General features: G+C 56.5%; 21 protein-coding genes. 17 read left to right on the forward strand and 4 right to left on the reverse strand.

Annotated elements, in window-relative coordinates; genetic code table 11:
- Nucleotides 1-97 precede the first annotated feature (97 nt).
- The 9 genes from K1X75_01010 to K1X75_01050 all read left to right on the forward strand — a co-directional run bounded on the left by K1X75_01010 (nt 98) and on the right by K1X75_01050 (nt 7,480).
- Nucleotides 98-859 carry an electron transfer flavoprotein subunit beta/FixA family protein gene (locus K1X75_01010; protein ID MBX7056612.1) on the forward strand — a complete coding sequence of 254 codons (762 nt, stop codon included), beginning with the start codon at nt 98-100 and terminating at the stop codon, nt 857-859.
- Between the two features lie 21 nt (nt 860-880).
- Complete coding sequence (locus K1X75_01015; GenBank protein MBX7056613.1) at nt 881-1,819, forward strand: electron transfer flavoprotein subunit alpha/FixB family protein; 939 nt, start codon at nt 881-883, stop codon at nt 1,817-1,819.
- A 1-nt stretch (nt 1,820) separates the two neighbouring features.
- A complete protein-coding gene (locus K1X75_01020; protein MBX7056614.1) occupies nt 1,821-2,465 on the forward strand; it encodes a hypothetical protein in 645 nt (214 codons plus the stop codon).
- Between the two features lie 6 nt (nt 2,466-2,471).
- Nucleotides 2,472-4,259, forward strand: coding sequence for a hypothetical protein (locus K1X75_01025; GenBank protein MBX7056615.1), 1,788 nt, complete (start codon nt 2,472-2,474; stop codon nt 4,257-4,259).
- Nucleotides 4,260-4,305: 46 nt separating this feature from the next.
- Nucleotides 4,306-5,517 carry a 6-phosphofructokinase gene (locus K1X75_01030; protein ID MBX7056616.1) on the forward strand — a complete coding sequence of 404 codons (1,212 nt, stop codon included), beginning with the start codon at nt 4,306-4,308 and terminating at the stop codon, nt 5,515-5,517.
- Between the two features lie 110 nt (nt 5,518-5,627).
- Nucleotides 5,628-6,476 (forward strand): hypothetical protein, encoded by an 849-nt coding sequence (locus tag K1X75_01035; GenBank protein ID MBX7056617.1) that lies wholly within the window; start codon nt 5,628-5,630, stop codon nt 6,474-6,476.
- Between the two features lie 14 nt (nt 6,477-6,490).
- On the forward strand, nt 6,491-6,811 hold the full coding sequence (locus K1X75_01040) for a TRL-like family protein (protein MBX7056618.1): 321 nt from the start codon (nt 6,491-6,493) through the stop codon (nt 6,809-6,811).
- Between the two features lie 5 nt (nt 6,812-6,816).
- Nucleotides 6,817-7,143, forward strand: coding sequence for a TRL-like family protein (locus K1X75_01045; protein MBX7056619.1), 327 nt, complete (start codon nt 6,817-6,819; stop codon nt 7,141-7,143).
- A complete protein-coding gene (locus K1X75_01050; GenBank protein MBX7056620.1) occupies nt 7,130-7,480 on the forward strand; it encodes a TRL-like family protein in 351 nt (116 codons plus the stop codon). The genes K1X75_01045 and K1X75_01050 overlap by 14 nt, the downstream gene beginning before the upstream one ends.
- Before the next feature lie 21 nt (nt 7,481-7,501).
- Here the strand turns inward: K1X75_01050 and K1X75_01055 are convergent, their stop codons facing one another.
- Nucleotides 7,502-8,317 carry a CoA pyrophosphatase gene (locus tag K1X75_01055; protein ID MBX7056621.1) on the reverse strand — a complete coding sequence of 272 codons (816 nt, stop codon included), beginning with the start codon at nt 8,315-8,317 and terminating at the stop codon, nt 7,502-7,504.
- A gap of 39 nt (nt 8,318-8,356) precedes the next feature.
- Here K1X75_01055 and K1X75_01060 point away from each other — a divergent pair, with 39 nt between their 5' ends.
- The 4 genes from K1X75_01060 to K1X75_01075 all read left to right on the forward strand — a co-directional run bounded on the left by K1X75_01060 (nt 8,357) and on the right by K1X75_01075 (nt 11,305).
- Nucleotides 8,357-8,788, forward strand: a complete 432-nt coding sequence (locus tag K1X75_01060; protein MBX7056622.1) for a hypothetical protein — start codon at nt 8,357-8,359, stop codon at nt 8,786-8,788.
- Nucleotides 8,789-9,105: 317 nt separating this feature from the next.
- Nucleotides 9,106-9,999 (forward strand): hypothetical protein, encoded by an 894-nt coding sequence (locus K1X75_01065; GenBank protein ID MBX7056623.1) that lies wholly within the window; start codon nt 9,106-9,108, stop codon nt 9,997-9,999.
- Complete coding sequence (locus K1X75_01070; protein ID MBX7056624.1) at nt 9,983-10,834, forward strand: hypothetical protein; 852 nt, start codon at nt 9,983-9,985, stop codon at nt 10,832-10,834. The genes K1X75_01065 and K1X75_01070 overlap by 17 nt, the downstream gene beginning before the upstream one ends.
- Nucleotides 10,835-11,083: 249 nt before the next feature.
- Nucleotides 11,084-11,305 carry a hypothetical protein gene (locus K1X75_01075; GenBank protein ID MBX7056625.1) on the forward strand — a complete coding sequence of 74 codons (222 nt, stop codon included), beginning with the start codon at nt 11,084-11,086 and terminating at the stop codon, nt 11,303-11,305.
- Nucleotides 11,306-12,406: 1,101 nt separating this feature from the next.
- On the opposite strand, the gene K1X75_01080 is transcribed toward K1X75_01075, so the two are convergent.
- Together K1X75_01080 and K1X75_01085 are read right to left on the reverse strand one after the other, a co-directional pair.
- Complete coding sequence (locus tag K1X75_01080) at nt 12,407-13,459, reverse strand: class I fructose-bisphosphate aldolase (protein ID MBX7056626.1); 1,053 nt, start codon at nt 13,457-13,459, stop codon at nt 12,407-12,409.
- Nucleotides 13,460-13,531: 72 nt separating this feature from the next.
- A complete protein-coding gene (locus K1X75_01085; protein MBX7056627.1) occupies nt 13,532-14,164 on the reverse strand; it encodes a hypothetical protein in 633 nt (210 codons plus the stop codon).
- A gap of 229 nt (nt 14,165-14,393) precedes the next feature.
- Here K1X75_01085 and K1X75_01090 point away from each other — a divergent pair, with 229 nt between their 5' ends.
- The 4 genes from K1X75_01090 to whiG are packed head-to-tail and all read left to right on the forward strand — an operon-like array spanning nt 14,394 to nt 18,083.
- Entirely contained in the window at nt 14,394-15,845 is a 1,452-nt protein-coding gene (locus K1X75_01090; protein ID MBX7056628.1) for a hypothetical protein, read from the forward strand.
- A 7-nt stretch (nt 15,846-15,852) separates the two neighbouring features.
- Nucleotides 15,853-16,818: a MinD/ParA family protein gene (locus K1X75_01095; protein ID MBX7056629.1), complete on the forward strand. Its 966-nt coding sequence runs from the start codon at nt 15,853-15,855 to the stop codon at nt 16,816-16,818.
- Between the two features lie 12 nt (nt 16,819-16,830).
- The gene (locus K1X75_01100) at nt 16,831-17,259 is read left to right on the forward strand and encodes a hypothetical protein (GenBank protein ID MBX7056630.1); all 429 of its coding nucleotides are present in this window, start codon (nt 16,831-16,833) and stop codon (nt 17,257-17,259) included.
- Nucleotides 17,260-17,282: 23 nt separating this feature from the next.
- On the forward strand, nt 17,283-18,083 hold the full coding sequence (whiG, locus tag K1X75_01105) for an RNA polymerase sigma factor WhiG (GenBank protein ID MBX7056631.1): 801 nt from the start codon (nt 17,283-17,285) through the stop codon (nt 18,081-18,083).
- A gap of 78 nt (nt 18,084-18,161) precedes the next feature.
- Here the strand turns inward: whiG and K1X75_01110 are convergent, their stop codons facing one another.
- Nucleotides 18,162-18,608 carry a hypothetical protein gene (locus K1X75_01110; GenBank protein ID MBX7056632.1) on the reverse strand — a complete coding sequence of 149 codons (447 nt, stop codon included), beginning with the start codon at nt 18,606-18,608 and terminating at the stop codon, nt 18,162-18,164.
- Nucleotides 18,609-18,710: the final 102 nt, after the last annotated feature.

Here is an 18,710-nt window from a genome sequence, read left to right on the forward strand (position 1 = left end):
CATCGGCGGCCTAATTTCATTGACCGCAGGCCTTGCTCTGGCGATCCGGTCATGGTTCGCCTACTGAGAGCCCAACACAGAGGAAGGATTCCCTACCATGAATATATTCGTTCTGGTAAAGCAGGTCCCCGATACCGAGACCCGCATCAAAACCAAAGAGACCGGAATTGACGAAACTGGAATTAAGTGGATCGTTTCTCCCTTTGATGAGCACGCCCTGGAAGAGGCCCTGCGCCAGAAAGAAAAGAATGGCGCCACCGTAACGGCCCTGTCGCTGGGGCCGGAGCGCTGCGTGGAAGCGCTGCGCACCGCCTACGCGCTTGGCGTCGATAAGGCCGTCTTGCTGAAGGACGATAGTTATAACGTATTTGATGTGGCCTATGCCGCCGCTGCAATTGCCAAATATTTGCAGAGCGCCGGCGCCGATGTGATTCTGGCCGGACATATTGCAATTGATTCGCAGTCGTCGATGACTCCGGCAATGATTGCCGAGCATCTGGGATGCGCTAATATCAACAACGCTATCGAGTTGAGCATTGAAGGCGGCTCGGTTAAGGTGAAGCGCGAGGTAGAGGGCGGAAGCGGCGTTATGAGTTCGGCGACGCCAGTTGTCATTACCGCTTCCAAGGGCCTGAACGATCCGCGCTATCCGTCGCTGAAGGGCATCATGGCGTCGAAGAAGAAGCAGATTGAAAGCGTGGATGTGGCGAGCCTCGGCGTGAGCGCCCCCAAAGTAGCGCTGGCATCCATGGAACCGCCGCCGCCGCGTCCGCCAGGACGAATCATCGAAGGCGACTCCCCGGAAACGAAGGCGCGTGAGCTGGTCAAGGCGCTGCGCGAAGAAGCCAAAGTCATCTGATCTAGCCATTCAGGAGAAAGCATCATGGCAATACTGACAATCGCAGAATTGAAAGGCGACGAACTCAAGAAGGTATCGAAGGAGCTGCTGGCGGCGGCGCGCGGCCTCGGAGGAGAGGTCATAGCCCTCCTGATCAACGGCAATGATACTCATGCCAAAGAACTGCTGGCCGCCGGGGCCGACGTCGTCGTAAAGAACACGCTGGCCGAGTACAGTCCGCAGGGAGTGGCCAATATCGCCGCTGAAATCGCGCAAAAGAAAGGCGCGAAACTGGCTCTGGCGCCGCACTCAGTGCAGGGTCGCGACTATGCCGGTCGCCTGGCTGTCAAGCTCGGCGGGGCCCTGGTGGCTGACGTCGTTTCCGTGAAGGGCAGTGAATCAGCGGTCGAGGTCAAGAAGCCGGTCTATTCCGGTAAAGCCTATGCGAATATCAAGGTGCAGTCGCCTGCCGTGATTACTGTTCGCCCCAACTCACAGGAACTGGTTACGCACAGCGGCTCGAAAGTCGAAGATGGCGGCGCCAGCGCCGGCGAAGTGAAGAGCGTTTTGAAAGATCTGGAACTGACCGGCGGAACCAAAGTGCAATTGACCGACGCCTCGGTGGTGGTATCAGGCGGGCGTGGCATCAAAGGCCCGGAGAACTGGCCAATCTTGCAAGAGCTGTGCGACGTTGTCGGCGCTGCGCTTGGCGCCAGCCGGGCGGCCGTAGACGCCGGCTGGATTCCACATGCCCATCAGGTTGGACAGACTGGTAAGACGGTATCTCCAAATTGCTACGTGGCTTGCGGCATTTCCGGGGCCATTCAACACCTGGCCGGCATGGGTTCTTCCAAGGTCATTGTGGCCATCAATAAGGATCCAGAAGCGCCTATCTTTAAGGTTGCCACCTACGGCGTGGTCGACGACCTCTTCACCGTGGTGCCCGCTTTGACGGCGGAGTTCAAGAAGGTCCTTGGATAAGATGCAAGACAGACTGCCCTGCCGCCAGGCGGGGCAAAGCTTTGCAGGCCGCCGCCCCCTGGGGCAGGCGGCTTTTGTGCTTTGTGCCCTTTCCCTGACGCTGGTCTTTGGAGCGCCTGGCGGACTTCAGGCGCAGGCGCCATCGCAGGTGCAACAGGTGGTAGCACGTATGAACAGTCTGCGCAGCTTTCGCGCCAATGTTACCATTGGCGGCGGAATCAGCGGAACACTGAGTTACCAGGGCGGCCACTTTAACTTTCAGATGAGCGATGGCCGCGTGATTGCGGCCAATGGCAATCGCATGGTGGTCTACAGTCCTGCTTCGCGCGTTGCCGGCAAACAAACCGCAGGCGGCGCCAGCGGCGGCCTCGGTTGGATCCTCAGCGGTTATGAATACCGCGTCGCCGGTTCCGAGGCTATTGGCCGAGCGACCGATCCCAACAACCGGATTCGCGAGATCAAGGTCGCCTGGGCCCCTGATTTTACCCTGCGCCGCCTTAGCATTCGCAACGCCGACAGTGACAGCTGGTTCACTATCTCCCTTTCCAATGTGCGCGCCGTTAGCGGTTTTTCGGCCTCGCTCTTTTCCTACCGCCCGCCGGCCGGCGCCAGAACTGTGGAGAATCCTCTCGACCAGAGTAACTGAGTCGCGATGGATCCCACGCTGACAGGCGCTCAGGCGCACCAGAAGTTCGGCGAACTGTATCGCAAATCGCGGCCGCCCGAATTGCAGGAGAAGGTCGATCGTATTGTTGCAGCTACCAGCGACGTCTTTGTGCGCATCCAGCGCATCGAGGAAATCGACGAGCAGGCGGCGCGTAGCAAGCGAGAAGCGGAAAAGGGCGCGCCGCTGCGCGGCGGACCCGTGCGCGGCGGAGGAGGCGGCGGAGCTCGCGGCGGTGCAAAGGCGCCGCCAAAGAAGAAAGAAGTACGCGCCGGCTTCTTCGAGCGTCTCTTTGGCGGCGAACTGGCGATCTGGGGTCGCGCCAATGGAACCCTTGCCGGTTCCGGACTTTTTTCGCTCAATGTCCAGTTGTCTCCGGGCAGCCTGAGCGTCTTCAGCGATCTGCGCGAGGACCTGGTTGTGCCAACGATCAAAGGGTTCCGCGGCGCGGCGGGATATGCCTGGGAACTGTTCGAACCTGCGCGCTACAATACGATCATTGCCGCCTTCCAGGTTTTCAATGAAATCTCCAAGCTCAAGAATCTGTTTCAGCGCACTCCTAATCCGGAGGAATGGATTACACAGACGATCAAATTGCAAAAGTACTATGGAATGCTCCTGCTTTTTCCCGAATATGAGAAGACTCTCAAAGATGATTTGATCGAAGCGCTGGGCAAAAGGGAGCAAATGGTTCCGCTCCAGCCGGCGATGCGCGAGTCGATGGCCTATCTGCTTAACCTGGAGCGACGTCGACCCACGCTGACCAACATCTTTGCTGCAATCTACAGTCTGGCGCGCAAGAAGGTTGTTGGCTGGGACGACCTCGCGGCCGAACTAAAGCTGGGGCGGCCGGCGCTCGATAGCTACCGCGGTCCGGATGCTGTTCTCGATGTGATCAACCGTCGCATCAGCGATCTGAAGGGCAAGTTCAACAATCGTCAGTCGCAGATCAGCGAGATTCGTCGCCTGCGCGAAGAGTATTTGAAGACCGATGCCAACGGTCGACTGATTACGGATTTTCTGGACGAAGTCGTTGCTGATGCTGTGCGCCGGACCTACGGCGATGTTGCCGTAGGCGAGGCGAACATCGCCGCCTTCAAGCGCGAGCCGCATCGCTTGCTGTACTCGATTCTAAAGGATTTTGACTCAAACTGCCTTACGCTCTTTATCGGTGCGGTAAGCTTCCGCTCAGCGGGAGCGCATTCCCATGCTCAGGAGGCGCCGCTCTTTGTTCAGGGTCTCTTCAAGAAACATGCCGACGCCTTCACCGCTTCCTTTCGAGAATCAGAGCAGTTCTTGAAGAAGTATCGCGATATCAACTACTCCTTCACCGACTTTATTTCACACACCAAGACGCCGCCAACTGACGCCATTCACAAGCAGTTCCACGAGATTGTCCGGGCCAGCATCAAAATGTTTAACCTGTTTGCCCGCGACCTCTATACCGTTCTCTACAATGCGCGTTCCGCTCAGGAGACGGAGCGCAGCTCCGGCGACCTCGAGCGCTTTGCTCGTTCGCGGACGATTCCTGTCGATTCCGTTCAGCCGGGGGCGCGCCACATCCCCTACGGCCGCGAGGAACTGGTCAGCGCCACTCGCTTGAATGGCATGAAAATCGAAGTCGCCCTCGAACAGGTGTTGCACCACCTGTACAACTACCTCTACATCTTTCGCGATCCAGAGCTGATTGATTTGCTCGGTTCCGGCGCGGGCCTTGAAAAGGAGGCTGGCGAATACAAAGAGGAATTGACACGACTTGGGGTGCGACTGCAGTAATGCCCGCCGGACGTCGGATCGAGCGGGCCGGCGCAGGGAAAGGTTTATGGCACTGAAGAAGATAGGCATTCTCACATCAGGCGGAGACTGCGGCGGGCTCAACGGCGTCGTCAAGGGCGCTGCCTGCGTGGCTGAGGCCAATGGCATCGAGGCCTACCTGATTCCCAACGGTTACGCCGGTCTGTACAACCTGATCGATTTCGATTCGCTGGTTCGCCTCGATCGGGCAAGGCTGGAAAAGTTTCACGTTTACATGGCTGGCAGCGAAGCGGGAAACTCGCGCGTCAAGGTCTCCAAGATCAAAGACGAACAAAAGTATGAGCGCATCAAGCAAGGCCTGCAGAAGTTCGGTCTGGATGCGGTAGTCATTGCCGGCGGCGATGATACTGGCAGCGTAGTTGTCGATCTGGCCAGCAAAGGCATCCCCTGTTTGCACGCCCCGAAGACCATGGACCTCGATCTGATGACTTACAGCGTCGGCGGCGATAGCACTATCAATCGCATTGCCGATTTTGCCCGCGACCTGCGCACCACCGGCAATACCCACAATCGAGTCATTGTGATGGAAGTCTTTGGCCGTTACGCCGGACACACCGCCTTTCGCGGCGGAATTGCCGCCGAAGCCGATGCCATACTGATACCGGAGGTGCTGGTTAACTTCGATCTGCTTTACGAGCATGTGAAAAGCGTGTTTACCCGTCGCATTCGAGAAAGCGATCATCGCGCTGGATCGGTGATGGTTATCGTGGCAGAGGGCCTAAAAGATGCCTCTGGCGAGGAGCTTGTCGATAAGAGCGTTGCGCCCGATTCCTTTGGACATTATCCCTTGATGGGCGCTGGCAAGTATGTCGTAAAGGAAATCGAAAGCCGGATGAAGAAAGACCCGGCAATCAAAGAATTCATGAAGCAGACCGGGCAGTTCGTGGAAAGCGTCTATGAAATCCCCGAGGTGCGCGAGATTCGCCCGAGCCACCTGGTGCGCTGCGGTCACACCACTGCTGTAGATGCCGTCTTCGGTTTGCAGGTGGGCGCCGGCGCCGTAGAGCTAGCCCGCCAGGGAATCTTTGGCGTGACCGTAGTCGACTATCGCGAGGGCGAGGTGCGCTACATGGACTGCGCCAGGGCGATCGAACAGCGGCACGTAGATGTCAGCGAAATTGCGCTCTATGAAAGCCTGGGGATTTCTTTTGGCCGAAAGCCCGTCGCTGCACAACCAAAACTGGTGAAGCAAAGCGAGCGCCCCTGGCGGCCGCACTGAGGCGCGGCTGGGCTAAACGCAGCGCACTTGAATCTCAGCTCGGCCGGAAGTGTCCGGATATCCCCTTGAATTCGATTGACCGATTCTTGCGTCTAAACCACTTTTAGCAAATGCGGATTAGAGTTCGATTTGGGGCGGTCCTGTCGGTGGCTTTGCTTGGCACAGGCGGATTGCTGGCAGAGGGGGGAACGGGTTCCGTTCCGTCACTGCAGTCGGATGCTGAGTCTGGTTTTTATGAGGGAATCATTCTCCTTTCCGGCGGCGGCGGCTCCTTGTTTGATCGTAGCGGCGACCTGATCAGAACAGAGAGCAGCCAATGGCAAGAGCGTCGCACGCAGGCGGCCCTGGGTGCAGCTGAGGTACGCGTACTGGGAACGGTTCCTGCGTCTCCCTTGCTCCTTTTGCCGGCCAGATTTTCTAGCGAATCGTCCGCGACAGGCGTTCTGGAGTACGGCATCTCATCGCAAATAGGCGCCGGCATCAGCATCGCACGCACTTCGATTCACGTGCAACGGCAAGAGCAGTTCTTGCTTCCAAACGCGAGCAGCTCAAGCGCCCTATTCTTAAGTCGCTATACAGAAGTGACGCCGGTGTCGCGGCGCTTCTATCGTGACACAATTTGGATGGCACATTTTTCCTGGCACCCGGTCGAAAAGACGCGAATTGATCCATATCTCTTGCTGCGCGGCGGACTCTTGAAGTTTGAGTCTGCTTTTCAATCCTCCACAACTTTCATCGCGTTCAATCAGGTTCAATCGCAAAATGGAACTGGGTTTGCCGGCGCGTTGGGCGTTGGGGCCAACCTCTACCTTACGCCCGAGTTTGGTGTGAAAATTGAAGGGGCATGGACGCGGCGCTTGCTAAGGGGGGACGGAGGTTTCCACAGCGCCTTGAATACAACTGCGCTGGAGGCAGGTTTCGTACTCAATTTTGATAACATTGCTCGCTATTCGTATTGAGAGAAGTTTTCAACATGGTGCGGCAATCATACTGGTTCGCCCCGCTAGCGGCAGTTCTGATCTGGATGCTTGGCGGTTGTTACGGGTTGGTGTATCGCAAGCATACCGATCCGGCTCGAGTCGGCAATGCTGCAAATCTCTCGGTACAGCGCAGCTGTTTTCGCTCCTATCTGGGCCTGGTATCGACGGGGGACGCCTCCTTGAGGCCAGCAATCAAGAATGGGAATTTGATCGCGATGCACTCTACCGAACGCGAATATACGCTTGTCCTCGGTTTCCTGTACAGACGCTACTGTGTCATCCTCACTGGAACTCCGGGGCAGAGTGCAGAATGATCGCAATGCCAAATCTAAGAGCACTTCCGTTTTTGTTTTCGGTTTCTCTTCTCGCTGGCTGTGTTAATTCGGCGGAAATTCCTAATACTTCGCTCATTTACAATAACTTCCATCTGGATGGGGAATTCAATCGCAACAATAGTGCTCAACCTGTCGTTCGCGCAAGAGGATGCCTGAAGATGATCGGCATATTTGTCGCGTGGGGGGATGCGGGCGCAGGCCACATTGCTAGCGAAAACGGAATTCGCCGTATTGCACGAATTGATTTTAGCTACTTCAGCGTTTTGGGCGTGTATCATGCTTACTGTACAGATGTCTATGGCGAAAAGTAATCTGTTCCTCGCGCTTTCCCTGTTCGCCGGAATATCCGTTAGCTGCATTCAGCACTACTCGCCTCCGATGAGCGGTTGTCTGTACACCAACGTGCATTATTCATCACGCGATACGGCGCGCGGCGAGGCCATTGGGGATGGACAGGCGCTCAGGTCAGGCCGAAACTGCACCTGGGCTCTGGCCTATCTCAACTATTTCTGGTACGAAACGGGCGCCAGCATAGCCGAGGCAATGAAGCAAGGCGAGATAACACGAATTGCGGCCGTGGACTATTCCCATGATGAGATTCTGGGCGCAGGATTTGTTCGCGAATGTGTTATTGTCTGGGGGGAGTAGGCAAGGGCGGCGCTTTGATTTTCAAAAAAGTTTGAGGCCGCAATCTTTCAGGATTTCCAATAACTCGGCCAGCATCATGGCGCTAGCACCCCAGATTGTCTCTCCGTCGATGCGGAAATGCGGAACCGTCGTTCGAAATCCGCGAACTATCCACTCTTCGATCCGAAAATTCTCCGATTTGGCAAAATCCTGTAACTGAAATTCCAGGACCTCAGCTACCTCCTCTTCGTCTGCTCGATACTGGTCCGGAGCAAGGATCAGGGCAACAAACGGCTCAACATAGAACTGGCTAGGCGCCACATAGAGTGAACTTAGCGCCCCGGCGACGTTGTCCGGCGGAATTGCGAGGCCAATTTCTTCGGTTGTTTCGCGCAGAGCAGTTGCCTGTAGATCTGCGTCTGAATCTTCGCGTCGACCTCCGGGGAAGGCTATTTGTCGGCTGTGCGGACCCGACTCTTCAGGCCTGCGAATCATGCAGATACGCAGCGCACCGGCTCGATAGAATAAAGGTAGTAGAACGCCCGCTTGTTTGACGGGGGCGGAAGGCCCCGGGTTCATTTCGGGGCCCGGCCTGTGGGATGGCGCCAGGCGATATTGCGCCTTAGCGCCCGGAAGCGGCTCAAGCATGCGCCGCCGCAGCCGATCAAAAATTTTTTGTTGTTCTCCTGGGGAGTTAGGCATTGCAAACAAAAGCAAATTAAATACGGCGAGCTGGTGCAACGCAAAAAGATAGCAACGCAGGCAATTCTCACATTGGCAATTGAGTCGGCGACAAATGCTATTTTTGTATTTGACAGATGCTTTGGATGAATGAATCAACGGATCCACGCTGACCATCCGGGCAGCTGATAACTGTTTCACTCTGGAGGATACGCTGTGAAAAAAATTCTTCTGATTCTGGCGGCGACGGCGCTGCTCGCGCAATGTACGCATTCGCTCCGCGAGGAGGGCGCTTCTGTTCCTGCTCCGTTGAGCCTGCTGCCCGCAAATTTTGAGGTTTCTGGAGATACGGTTGGGGAAGCGTGTGTTACGCGAGTATTCTTTGTTGCCTGGGGCCGTTTGTTCAGCTCGGAAAGCGGCAGGGGCGCTTCGCTCTATTCCAATCCGCTGGATTTCTCCAGTGGGCTCCTGACAAGCGAAGCCCGTAGCGAGGCGATGAACAACGCCCTTGCAAAAGTCGAAGGATCGAGCTATTTTGCAATCGGTCAGGTGCGCGCCGAGGCGAGCGGTCTGTGGCCAGCGTTTGGTAGAGAATGCGTAACTGTACACGGTCGCGCTCTCACAATCAAGAATACCGCGCGTCAATAGACTCACATTTGCGGCGCCGCTACCGGCGCCGCAATATTGGACCTCCCAATCGTACTTGCGTAATTCTCCCGGCCGTCTTCAATCAGTCTATGATCCGCGGTTCGCTTCTCGGTTGCGCTTTGGCATCAGTCTTCCTGACAACGATCGTCAATTGCTCAAGTAATTCGATAGAAATACAACTAGCACGCTTCGGACCAGGCGGTGAGCAGCGACTGCAGCAAATTCTTCAGGGCCGTCGCAGGATTGGCGTGGTAGCCGTTCAACCTCGCTCGGATGTCGCAGGCAGTCTGAACTTCAGCGGGGACTGGAGTTCGCTCATGGAGGCGAAAACGGAGAGTAGTCTCAATTCGGGGGGGTACTTTCAGGTCATCGACATCAGCAATCGTCGAGAACGCTTGCGCGAACTGGCTTACACTCAAAGTGGCATGACCGAACAACAGCTGGCTGTTGGGCGGGAGTCTGCCGTCGATTTTCTGCTTTTTGTCAGACTGACCAATCAGCCGCGAAGCGAATGCAAAGAAGAAGAAGCAATCAATACCACTCACGGAATGGGGGCTCTTGTTGGCGGCTTACTGGGTAACGATGCAACCGCTCCGGCGCAGGAAACTGGACTTGCGCTGGCCTGGCGCAAGATGTTGCTTACGCTTTCTGGAACCAAGCCTGCGGGTGTTCGCTACCTGACATTGTTCGTCCAGGGACGCCTGACGGATGTTCAAACAGGCGATAGCTTTTCCTACGCAACAAGCGCTCCCTACCGCCTGGTTGGAATTCCAGGTAATCCGGAGTGCCCTTCCGCCCTCGCAGCGCTGGACGGTGCGGCGACTGCGGCCGGCCTTGCGCTGTCCGAGCGGCTTTCGCCGCAGCTGGCAGATCGGAGCGTACCACTCCTGGATCGTGTGGATGATATCGAAGACTCGGAAGAAGCGAATAGCGTACTGAGTTCATTGCAATTGGGCATTCGATTTGCCAGGCAGGGTGACATGACAGAGGCGGCAAGGCAATGGGAGCTTGCACTCAGGCATAGCAATGGGCGCTCGCGCGCTGCGCTCTGGAACTCCGCGATCGCTGCGTGGCGACGCGGCGATTCCGCTACAGCAGCGGATCGCTTTCAGAAGTTTTTTGACCAGGGCGATGGCGACGACTGGATCAGCGACGAAATGCTGAGGCTCTGGGCTGACTTCAAGGATACGGCTCATGCGGCAGAGGAGTAGCTACCCGGGGAAGCTGTCGGCAATCCTGGTGGTCGCCTTGCTTCCTGTTGCATTTTTCGCCGGGTGCAGCAGCGTCGATTCGCTTTCGGCCATATATCTGGTTCGGGCTGGTCAAGCGTCTACGGAGGGGCTGGCTATCGCTCCGGTGCAGTTCATTGCGGATGTACTGGGCGAGCGAAGCCCAAGAAGTCAATATCAGACCAATGTCTATGTTGGCTTGATTTTCTTTCGAGGCGGCTATGACCGCGCACCCGCTGCAGAAGGCGCCTACATACGGAACAAGACTACCGAGTTTTCCCTGCAGCAAGAGATCCGCGACGATGCCTCCTCCCAGCTGGCCGGCAAGTTGACGCGGCTATCGGGCAGGGGAATGTTACCGTTGCCCCCCAACCAACGCTTGGCGCTTGAAAACTTCCGCTCCTCCCGAAATTTCGAGCCATCTCCGAATGAGGGTCGAGAAAATATCAATCTACCGCGGCGTGTTTTTTCAGCGCCCGAGGAGCTTCGTCCAGAAATTCGCGGATACTGGCGACGAAATGCGCCGCAGGCTTCATCGGTCCTATTTCCGATCATTCTGCAGTACTATGCACATAATGCCGGATGGTTCAATGGGCAGGAACTCGGCTGCCTGGCGGGCGCCCGTGTTAGCACCAAATTCGTTGTCTACGACCTTGAAACCGGAAAAATCGTCCTCGATCACGACGCAGATGATTTCGCCCTCGGCGGGTCATCGTCCTTGAACCCTAACGAGCGGCATCGCGGTTTGCAAGCGTTGCTGGAGGCCCAGATTCAGGCGCAATGGGATGCGCTGGGCGCCGGACCCGACCGAAGGTGAGCGGGAATTGCGCTAACGTTTTTGGTAGCGATTGGATAGTGGCACCCGCTCCAGCTTGAACGGATCCTGCTCCGGCTGGCCATGTGTGTCGCCTCGCAAAGTGGAACCAGGACAGCATTTGCTGCTTCGGAATCGCGGCCATTGTTAACTTTTTTAAATGTATTGACTATGCTAAAAGGACCAAGCTAAGTTGCCTGCGCTGGGCGCAGGCCAAACGGTCGCCTCCAGCGCAAATAAATTGGAGGAACTATGAGCAAACTTATCAAGCTCCTGGCGCTGTCATTCCTGACATTGTCGCTTGGCTCCGCGTGCCGTTTCATGACCGGGGCCACATATGTCTCGGACGCTGTTTACGTGAGCTACATCAGTAGCGCTCTTTTCGGCACAGAATTTGGAGTGCAGCGCTGTGAAATTCAAAGCAACGGCGATTTAAAGTGCCGTCGCGTCGCAGTGGAACTGAATAGGAACTGAAACAATGAATAAAATACTATCAATCGCCTTCATTGCACTTGCTTTGACTTTCGGCGCCTGCCAGACCACGTATGCGGTTGACCAAGGCGGAAATGGGAATTCCAAGCAACTGGTCCTATACACCCAGCGCTGTGGATACTTGTGCTTTAACAGGCGGGTCAACCTCTGTAAAGTCGACGCCGCTGGCAATCTGAGTTGTACAGACATGCGCGCATCGTTCCAGGACTGGCCGGGACTGAATCTTTGGTGACATGCCAGATCAGGAGACTTTCGAAATGAAAAAAATCATACTGACATTGAATCTAGCAGTCGCCGGGCTGATCGCCGCCTGTCACCCGACAACCTACGTTGTAGATACTCCAAACGGTACGTATCGCTTCTCGCACGGAGAATACTTGTTTTTCCGTGCTAGCGAACCGAGTGTCGAGCGATGCAATATCAGCGGAGATTCGGTTACTTGCACCGAAGTGCGGATCCTTTGGGGAGAATAACCTTGCGCTCGTTCTGGCTGGCCTCGTGGCCGGCCAGGGCAAGCCTGAAGGCGATTCGATGGGAGCGGAAGCTCTGCCTCGGTCTGTTTGTTTTGACGGTTCTGGTCGCAGCATGCGACCAGGGCGATCGGTCGGCCAGTGAGACCGTTGCCGGAGGTCCGATCGAAAGCCCCGCCCTGCGTCTGATTGATCTACGCGCGGTTCGAACTTCACGTATCATCCCTGCCAGCGTCACAGTGCAACCTTTGCGCGCGGCTGTGGGTTCACAAGTTTACCTGTTCGCTGCCGCAGAGCAGGTTGACCTATTGCCTCGAGCTCCACGGGCGACCTCTATGCTTGTTCTCTCCGGGCGCGGACGCCTGGCATTGAGTCCGGAGCATTGGGAGCAAATCGGCCCCGATACTCTAGTCACATTTCCAGAAGCTAAGTCGCTGCGCATTGAACCGCTGAATGGGCAGGCGATTCGCGGACTTATCTTCTGCGATTCGCCAAGGTAGGGTCTTGCCGATTGCGAGCCTTGCTTTGGGTTTGTAAGCTTTGAGCTGATTTGGCGGGCGACGCGCCATCCGTGTGGCTGCCTCCTGGCAACCCCACGGATGCTCTTTGCCTCTCAGGCGATCGTAATCTCTTTGGCCAGATAAACGTCCTGAATGGCCTGCAGTAGCGCAGCGCCATCTTTCATTGGCCGTTGGAAGGCCTTGCGACCGGATATCAGTCCCATGCCGCCAGCGCGCTTGTTGACCACCGCAGTGCGTACTGCTTCGGCCAGGTCGCTTTCTCCGGAAGAGGCGCCGCCGGAATTGATCAGGCCGGCGCGGCCCATGTAGCAGTTCAGCACCTGGTAGCGGCAGAGATCGATCGGGTGATCGCTGGACAAGTCGCTGTAAACCTTGGGATGCGTCTTGCCAAACTTGATGGCGTTAAAACCGCCATTGTTCTCCGGAAGCTTTTGCTTGATGATATCCGCCTGGATCGTAACGCCCAGGTGGTTAGCCTGACCGGTCAGGTCCGCAGAGACATGGTAGTCCTTGTCCTTCTTGAACTCGTTGTTTCGGGTGTAGCACCAAAGTACTGTAGCCATGCCCAGTTCGTGAGCCAGCTGGAAGGCCTGCGCCACTTCAATGAGCTGACGGCTGGACTCGTCCGATCCAAAGTAGATGGTAGCGCCCACGGCGACGGCGCCCATGTTCCAGGCCTCTTCAATGTTGCCAAACATGATCTGATCGAACTTATTGGGATAGCTCAACAGTTCGTTGTGATTGATTTTTACCATAAAGGGAATCTTGTGCGCATACTTGCGAGCGACGGTTCCCAGAACGCCGAAAGTCGAGGCTACGGCGTTGCAGCCGCCTTCGATGGCCAACTTCACAATGTTTTCCGGATCGAAATAGATTGGATTCGGCGCAAAGCTGGCGCCGGCGCTGTGCTCAATCCCCTGATCGACGGGCAGAATCGACACGTAGCCGCTATGCGCCAGTCGGCCAGTCCCAAATAGCTGCTGCAGCGAGCGCAGCGTTTGCGGAGTGCGATCGGAAGGCATCCACACCCTCTCTACAAAGTCTTCTCCCGGCAAATGCAGCGTCGATTTATCGACCTTTGCTTTGTGATTCAAAAGCGAGTCGCCGTCTTTGCCAAGCAGCTCTACGATTCGATTGTAACTCATTTCTGTACATTCCTCACTATCATGATCTTCTTTCCCGGACAATTCAGGACATGGGTTTGGTCGGCCCCTGGATTAGCGAGCCTCGAAGCCTGCAACGAGGGCCTCGCGGCTGATGCCCTCATTGTACTGGCGTGAATAAATGCGCGCCTCGATACTCGAATTAGGATCATCAGCCTGCCTGGCCTCAGCAGCAGTAAATCGAGTTTCGTAGAGCGCAATGTAAGCGCTTGCAGTTTCGTAGAGGCTTGTGCGTTCGGCCAGCCGATTTCCGGAGGCCTGGGCGATTTCCTTTTCCGGCGCGGTCCAGATGGGTTCGCCAGCGCCAAATTCATGCAAAAGCGACTGGCGAAATGCAGTCAGCCTCTGCGTGGAATCGCGACGTTGCAGGACAACAATTTGCAATTTTTCGCTCTGGCCGAGGAGAGCAAGTTCATAGCGCGGCGGAGCATCGTCGCCCAGGGCAGCAAGGGCCTCAGCAGCAGGTTCATCTGCTTCAGGAAGGATCAGTCGCAAGCCGCCGTCAGCCGCCCCCTGTGCTTTCCATCCAGCAGCTTCCAGCCGCGCTGCGGTGTCAGCTTGCGCCTGTCCCCATTGCATCAGGCTGGCAGCTGGCGGGGCGTCGGGCGCTTGCTTTCCGCCTTTGCAGCCAGCAAATGCCGCCACGCCAACGGCGCTGAGGGCCAGGATGAAAGGGCGCAAGGGCATCAGCATTACCGCGCTTGCCGCTTGAGCAGTGCGTTCACAAGCAAATTTCCGCGTCCGGCGCGGACAACGAAGGCGAAGTCTACGCAGAGAAGACCGCATCCCTGCGAGGTTGAAGCGGAAAAATGGAAAACGATTGCCAGGCAGAAGCACAAATGCGACATAATGCAGGAGGCGAAGCTTTGCCTGTCATTACTTATCATATGTTTACAAACGATCGAGCGGAGCATTCATGAAGTACGGCAAGATCCGCGGTCGAGACGTCTCCGAATGCTTGATGAAGCTCCGGTCGCAGCACGGGGAGAATGCTATCGTCGTCCAGACGCGAGCCGTGAAGGGCGATGGCCTCTTCGGAGCTGGCATCTTTGGCAAAAAGGAATATGAGATCGACTATATGGTGGCGGAAGAACGCTCGCCCGGGCGCAGCGCGCTGGCCAGTCGTCTGAATGACCGCGCCGCACTCACCTCGCCGGAGCGCAATCGCCAGCGCAGAGAATGGATTGACCGAACGTTGCGTCAGACTGCAGGCGAAGGCGATCCTTTGCCTGCTCGCTTCCCGCGCCTGGGCGAAGCAAGCGTCGACCAATCCGCGCCCAGGCATCGCTCGGCCAGCGATGACGCGGTGAAGCCAGTGCTCGATGCCGGCGATCGAGCAGCCATTGACATGCTTCTCCAGGGATGGGAAGGGGCGGGGCCCGATGTTCCGGCGAGGCCGCTCTCCTCGCCTGAGCCAATGGTCTCTGACGAGCCTTCTGGGCCGGCAATATCTCGCCGCCGCGCCGATGCTGCCGCGCCGCGGATTGAGCGTCCAATCTTTGCTGCGGAGCCGGAAGAGGAAGATTCATCCAGTGAGCGGAGCGCAATGCACTTCAATCGCTTGCGCGCGCGGCTTGGGGCTCAGGGATTCAGCGAGGACTTCTGTCGGCGCTTCCTGCGCAAGCTCGACAAAGCGCTCTCGGCGGAGGAAAAAGAGGACCTGCGCATCATTGAAAATCGGGCTATTGCTCGCCTGGCGGACCTGATTCACATCAACTCCGAAATAGCCCCGCCGCGCGGCGAATGTCGCGCCATCTTCTTCATCGGGCCGGCCGGGGCCGGCAAGACAACCAGTCTGGCCAAAGTGGCGGCCCGCTACCACATTGTGAAGCAGCGCGATGTCTCGCTTTACAGTCTGGACCACTATCGCCTGGCGGCGACGGAACAGCTGAAGACTTATGCCTCGGTCATGGAGGCCCCCTTTTTTGCGCCCTTCTCGCCGGGTGAGTTTCGGGAATGCCTGCGTCGCGACGGCGCCGAACTGATGCTGATTGACACTTCGGGGATCGGGGCGCGCGACCATGAGCGCTTGAATGCCTTGCGGCAGTATATGGAAGCCTGCGAGGTTCGCTGTGAGCGCCATCTGGTGCTGGCCGCCGACCTGAGCCCCGAGGCCATGGAAAAAATCATGCTTGCCTGCGACCGGATTGGAGCGGACAAAATAGTCGTTACAAAGATGGACGAAACGGAAAAAATCGGCCCCCTGGTTGAGCTTGCCGATAAGTACAACAAGCCATTCTCGTTTTTCATGAATGGCCAGGATGTGCCTGCGGACATCCTCGACCTGAGGCCTGAGGAGCTAGCTCAACGGCTGATCCAGGAGGAGGGCGCCACGGCAGCGCGTGTTCCTGTTGCTCAGGACCATTGATAGCAGAGTGCAGCTTATGGATCAGGCAGAGAGTCTTCGAAAGCTGGCGGGCGATCGATCCCGCGCTTCCGCTTTGCTGGAGCCAGCAGAAAGCGATACGCCAATTGAGACGGACAGCGATGTGCCGGAAATGAGCGAAGAGCAGGGCGAGGTAAAGACCCGGGTCATCTCCGTAACCTCCGGCAAGGGAGGCGTGGGGAAGTCAACGCTCTCGGTCAATATGGGCATTGCTATTGGAAAACTGGGCAAGCGCGTCCTGCTGCTCGATGGCGACCTTGGCCTCGCTAATGTCAACGTCCTGATGGGCATTATCCCCGAGCATAACATCTACGAGGTTATGAAGGGGAAAAAGAAAATCCGCGACATCATCATCCCCACTTCCTTTGGAATAGACATCATCGCAGGCGCGAATGGCATTTCGCAGCTGGCCAATCTAAATGATTCGCAGCGCGAACATTTCCTGAGCCAGCTTGGCGAGCTGACTGGCTACGACGTGATGCTGATCGATACCGGCGCTGGCGTGGGCGCCAATGTGCTGGGTCTGGTCATGCCTGCCGATGAAATTGTCGTCGTGACCACCCCCGAGCCAACAGCTATCACCGACGCTTACGGGATGATCAAGAGTATCGTGGCTAACGGCCAGGAAAAGATCATCAAACTGATCGTGAACCGCGTGCCTTCGGCTATTGAAGCCAAGCGCGTCGCCGACAGGCTGGCCAGCATATCCGCTCAGTTCCTCAAGACAGAAGTCGATGCTATTGGCTTCATCTTTGAGGAGAGTCTGGTCCAAAAAAGCGTCAGAAGCCAGCGTCCGCATCTGGTTCAATTCCCCGGTTCCAAGAGTTCGGCCTGCATCAATCACATTGCGGCGCGCTTGATGAATACCAATCGCAATGAAGCGCCAGAAGGGATCCTTGGCTTCTTTCGCAAACTGATGGGTCGCAGCGGCGACCGCAACGCAGGCGCGTTCTAAGACTCCAATGCTATGGGACTGCTCATCAGATTTGCCATCGCTTTTGCAGTGCTTGGCCTACTGATCAGCGCTATTGCCGGTTTGATCGGCGGAAATCGCGTTACTCCATTGGTAGTAACCGCCGTAGTCTGCTCGCTGGTTGCCGGCGGCGCCGGAATTGGCAGTTATATCGTTCTGGAAAAGCGAGTTCCAGAAGTATTTGAACTCTTTGCAGGGGGCGCCGCGTCCTCCGCTTCGTCAGATGACGAATTGAGCCTCGGCGGCGACGAGGAAGGCGAGCTGGACCTGGGCGAAGAGACGCCGGCGATGGCGTCGGCCGCCAACGAGGCCAGTTCGGGCAAGTTTGGCGATCATATCATAGTCGATAAGATCAAGATCAAGAATGAGCCAAAATTGATGGCCGAGGCCATCAAAACAATGCTGGCTAAAGATAGCGCATAGGTTCAAATTGACGCGAGATAGGCATGTCCACCAGGATCTGGGAAAAGTACAAAGACCGGGATGAGCTGGAGCTCTGGCGCAACTATCGTCAGACTGCTGATCGGGAAATCCGCGACTATCTGGTGCAGAAGTACTCGCCGCTGGTGAAGTACGTTGCCGGCCGGGTGGCCATTGGCATGCCTCAAAATGTCGAATTCGACGATCTGGTGAGCTACGGCAGCTTTGGACTGCTGGATGCCATCGAAAAATTTGATCCGGATCGCGACATCAAGTTCAAAACCTACGCTATGACCCGCATCCGCGGCGCCATCTTCGATGAGTTGCGCAGCATTGACTGGATCCCGCGTTCGATCCGCCAAAAAGCCAAGCAGGTGGAAGAGACCATTGCCATGCTCGAGAACAAGCTCGGGCATACTGTGGATGACGATGATATCGCTCGCGAGATGGGCATTTCCCAGGATGAGCTGCAAAGCCTGCTGGCCAAGATCTCCGGCGCCAGCATGATCTCATTGAACGACATCTGGTATCTGGGAGACGACAATGATGAGGTTTCTTTCATGGAAACCCTCGAGTCTCCGGCGAACCTTAATCCGGATACGCTCATCGAAAAAGAAGAAATCAAGTCGGTGATTGTTGAGGCCATCAAGCATCTGCCGGACAAAGAGAAAAAGGTAATCGTTCTTTACTATTACGAGGACCTTACTCTTAAAGAAATCGGCGAAGTGCTGGAAGTGACGGAGAGCCGCATCTCGCAATTGCACACCAAGGCAATTATGCGTCTGCGCGGCAAGCTGATGCGTATGAAAAATGCGCTGAAGAAGTAATTGCTTCGGCGTCGTCAGCTAGCGCCCACCGGCGCGGGATTTTCCGAATGGCGCCGAATGCAAATTGTCAGTAGTACTTCAAGGAAGTTCGCCGTCAACTGCTGAGGAACAGATAATCAGTGCTGGCAAGAAGGCGCTTTGCGCCGCAGAGCCGGCTGTCGTCTTGCTACTGCAAGGTGTCAGTATGAGCGCCACGATGCAGTCATCGACTGCGCGCGATCCTACGTACTCACGGCGCTGCTCGCAGCTTCGCAATAGATCGTCATCCCTCGCTGAGCAGTCGCCTTCCAGAATCAGAGGAAAAAGGGATAATTCGGAGTTGTTCGCCAATCCGCATTGCGACAGGCGCAGGGTGTAGGCTACGCTGATTCTACGTAAGGCCTTGCCGCGAGTTTCCAATGCGGCATCGCCTGAATCATCAAGGTCGTAGACTGTATCCAGACAGGCCGAAGGCAAGGCAGCGCATACCCCAATGAAAACCAGGAGACCCAGGCGACGACGTAGCACAATCAACAGAAATAGCATTCTTTCCGGGGATCAACAGAAATATGCCCGGCGACCATGACCGGCTTGGGTTTGAACGGCGGCACGAGGTCTCCGGGCCTCAATTTTTTTCGTGCAGCCGCC

This window comes from Leptospirales bacterium (assembly GCA_019694655.1).
Classification (GTDB): Bacteria; Spirochaetota; Leptospiria; order Leptospirales; family Leptonemataceae; genus SSF53.

Bases quoted from the DNA above. Each gene is read 5' to 3' on its own strand.
- K1X75_01025 (MBX7056615.1), top strand. From the start codon at position 2,472: ATGGATCCCACGCTGACAGGCGCTCAGGCGCACCAGAAGTTCGGCGAA.
- K1X75_01065 (MBX7056623.1), top strand. From the start codon at position 9,106: ATGGAGGCGAAAACGGAGAGTAGTCTCAATTCGGGGGGGTACTTTCAG.
- whiG (MBX7056631.1), top strand. From the start codon at position 17,283: ATGTCCACCAGGATCTGGGAAAAGTACAAAGACCGGGATGAGCTGGAG.
- K1X75_01070 (MBX7056624.1), top strand. From the start codon at position 9,983: ATGCGGCAGAGGAGTAGCTACCCGGGGAAGCTGTCGGCAATCCTGGTG.
- K1X75_01035 (MBX7056617.1), top strand. From the start codon at position 5,628: ATGCGGATTAGAGTTCGATTTGGGGCGGTCCTGTCGGTGGCTTTGCTT.
- K1X75_01010 (MBX7056612.1), top strand. From the start codon at position 98: ATGAATATATTCGTTCTGGTAAAGCAGGTCCCCGATACCGAGACCCGC.
- K1X75_01090 (MBX7056628.1), top strand. From the start codon at position 14,394: ATGAAGTACGGCAAGATCCGCGGTCGAGACGTCTCCGAATGCTTGATG.
- K1X75_01030 (MBX7056616.1), top strand. From the start codon at position 4,306: ATGGCACTGAAGAAGATAGGCATTCTCACATCAGGCGGAGACTGCGGC.
- K1X75_01085 (MBX7056627.1), bottom strand. From the start codon at position 14,164: ATGCCCTTGCGCCCTTTCATCCTGGCCCTCAGCGCCGTTGGCGTGGCG.
- K1X75_01020 (MBX7056614.1), top strand. From the start codon at position 1,821: ATGCAAGACAGACTGCCCTGCCGCCAGGCGGGGCAAAGCTTTGCAGGC.
- K1X75_01040 (MBX7056618.1), top strand. From the start codon at position 6,491: ATGGTGCGGCAATCATACTGGTTCGCCCCGCTAGCGGCAGTTCTGATC.
- K1X75_01055 (MBX7056621.1), bottom strand. From the start codon at position 8,317: ATGGTCAGCGTGGATCCGTTGATTCATTCATCCAAAGCATCTGTCAAA.
- K1X75_01050 (MBX7056620.1), top strand. From the start codon at position 7,130: ATGGCGAAAAGTAATCTGTTCCTCGCGCTTTCCCTGTTCGCCGGAATA.
- K1X75_01080 (MBX7056626.1), bottom strand. From the start codon at position 13,459: ATGAGTTACAATCGAATCGTAGAGCTGCTTGGCAAAGACGGCGACTCG.
- K1X75_01045 (MBX7056619.1), top strand. From the start codon at position 6,817: ATGCCAAATCTAAGAGCACTTCCGTTTTTGTTTTCGGTTTCTCTTCTC.
- K1X75_01100 (MBX7056630.1), top strand. From the start codon at position 16,831: ATGGGACTGCTCATCAGATTTGCCATCGCTTTTGCAGTGCTTGGCCTA.
- K1X75_01110 (MBX7056632.1), bottom strand. From the start codon at position 18,608: ATGCTATTTCTGTTGATTGTGCTACGTCGTCGCCTGGGTCTCCTGGTT.
- K1X75_01075 (MBX7056625.1), top strand. From the start codon at position 11,084: ATGAGCAAACTTATCAAGCTCCTGGCGCTGTCATTCCTGACATTGTCG.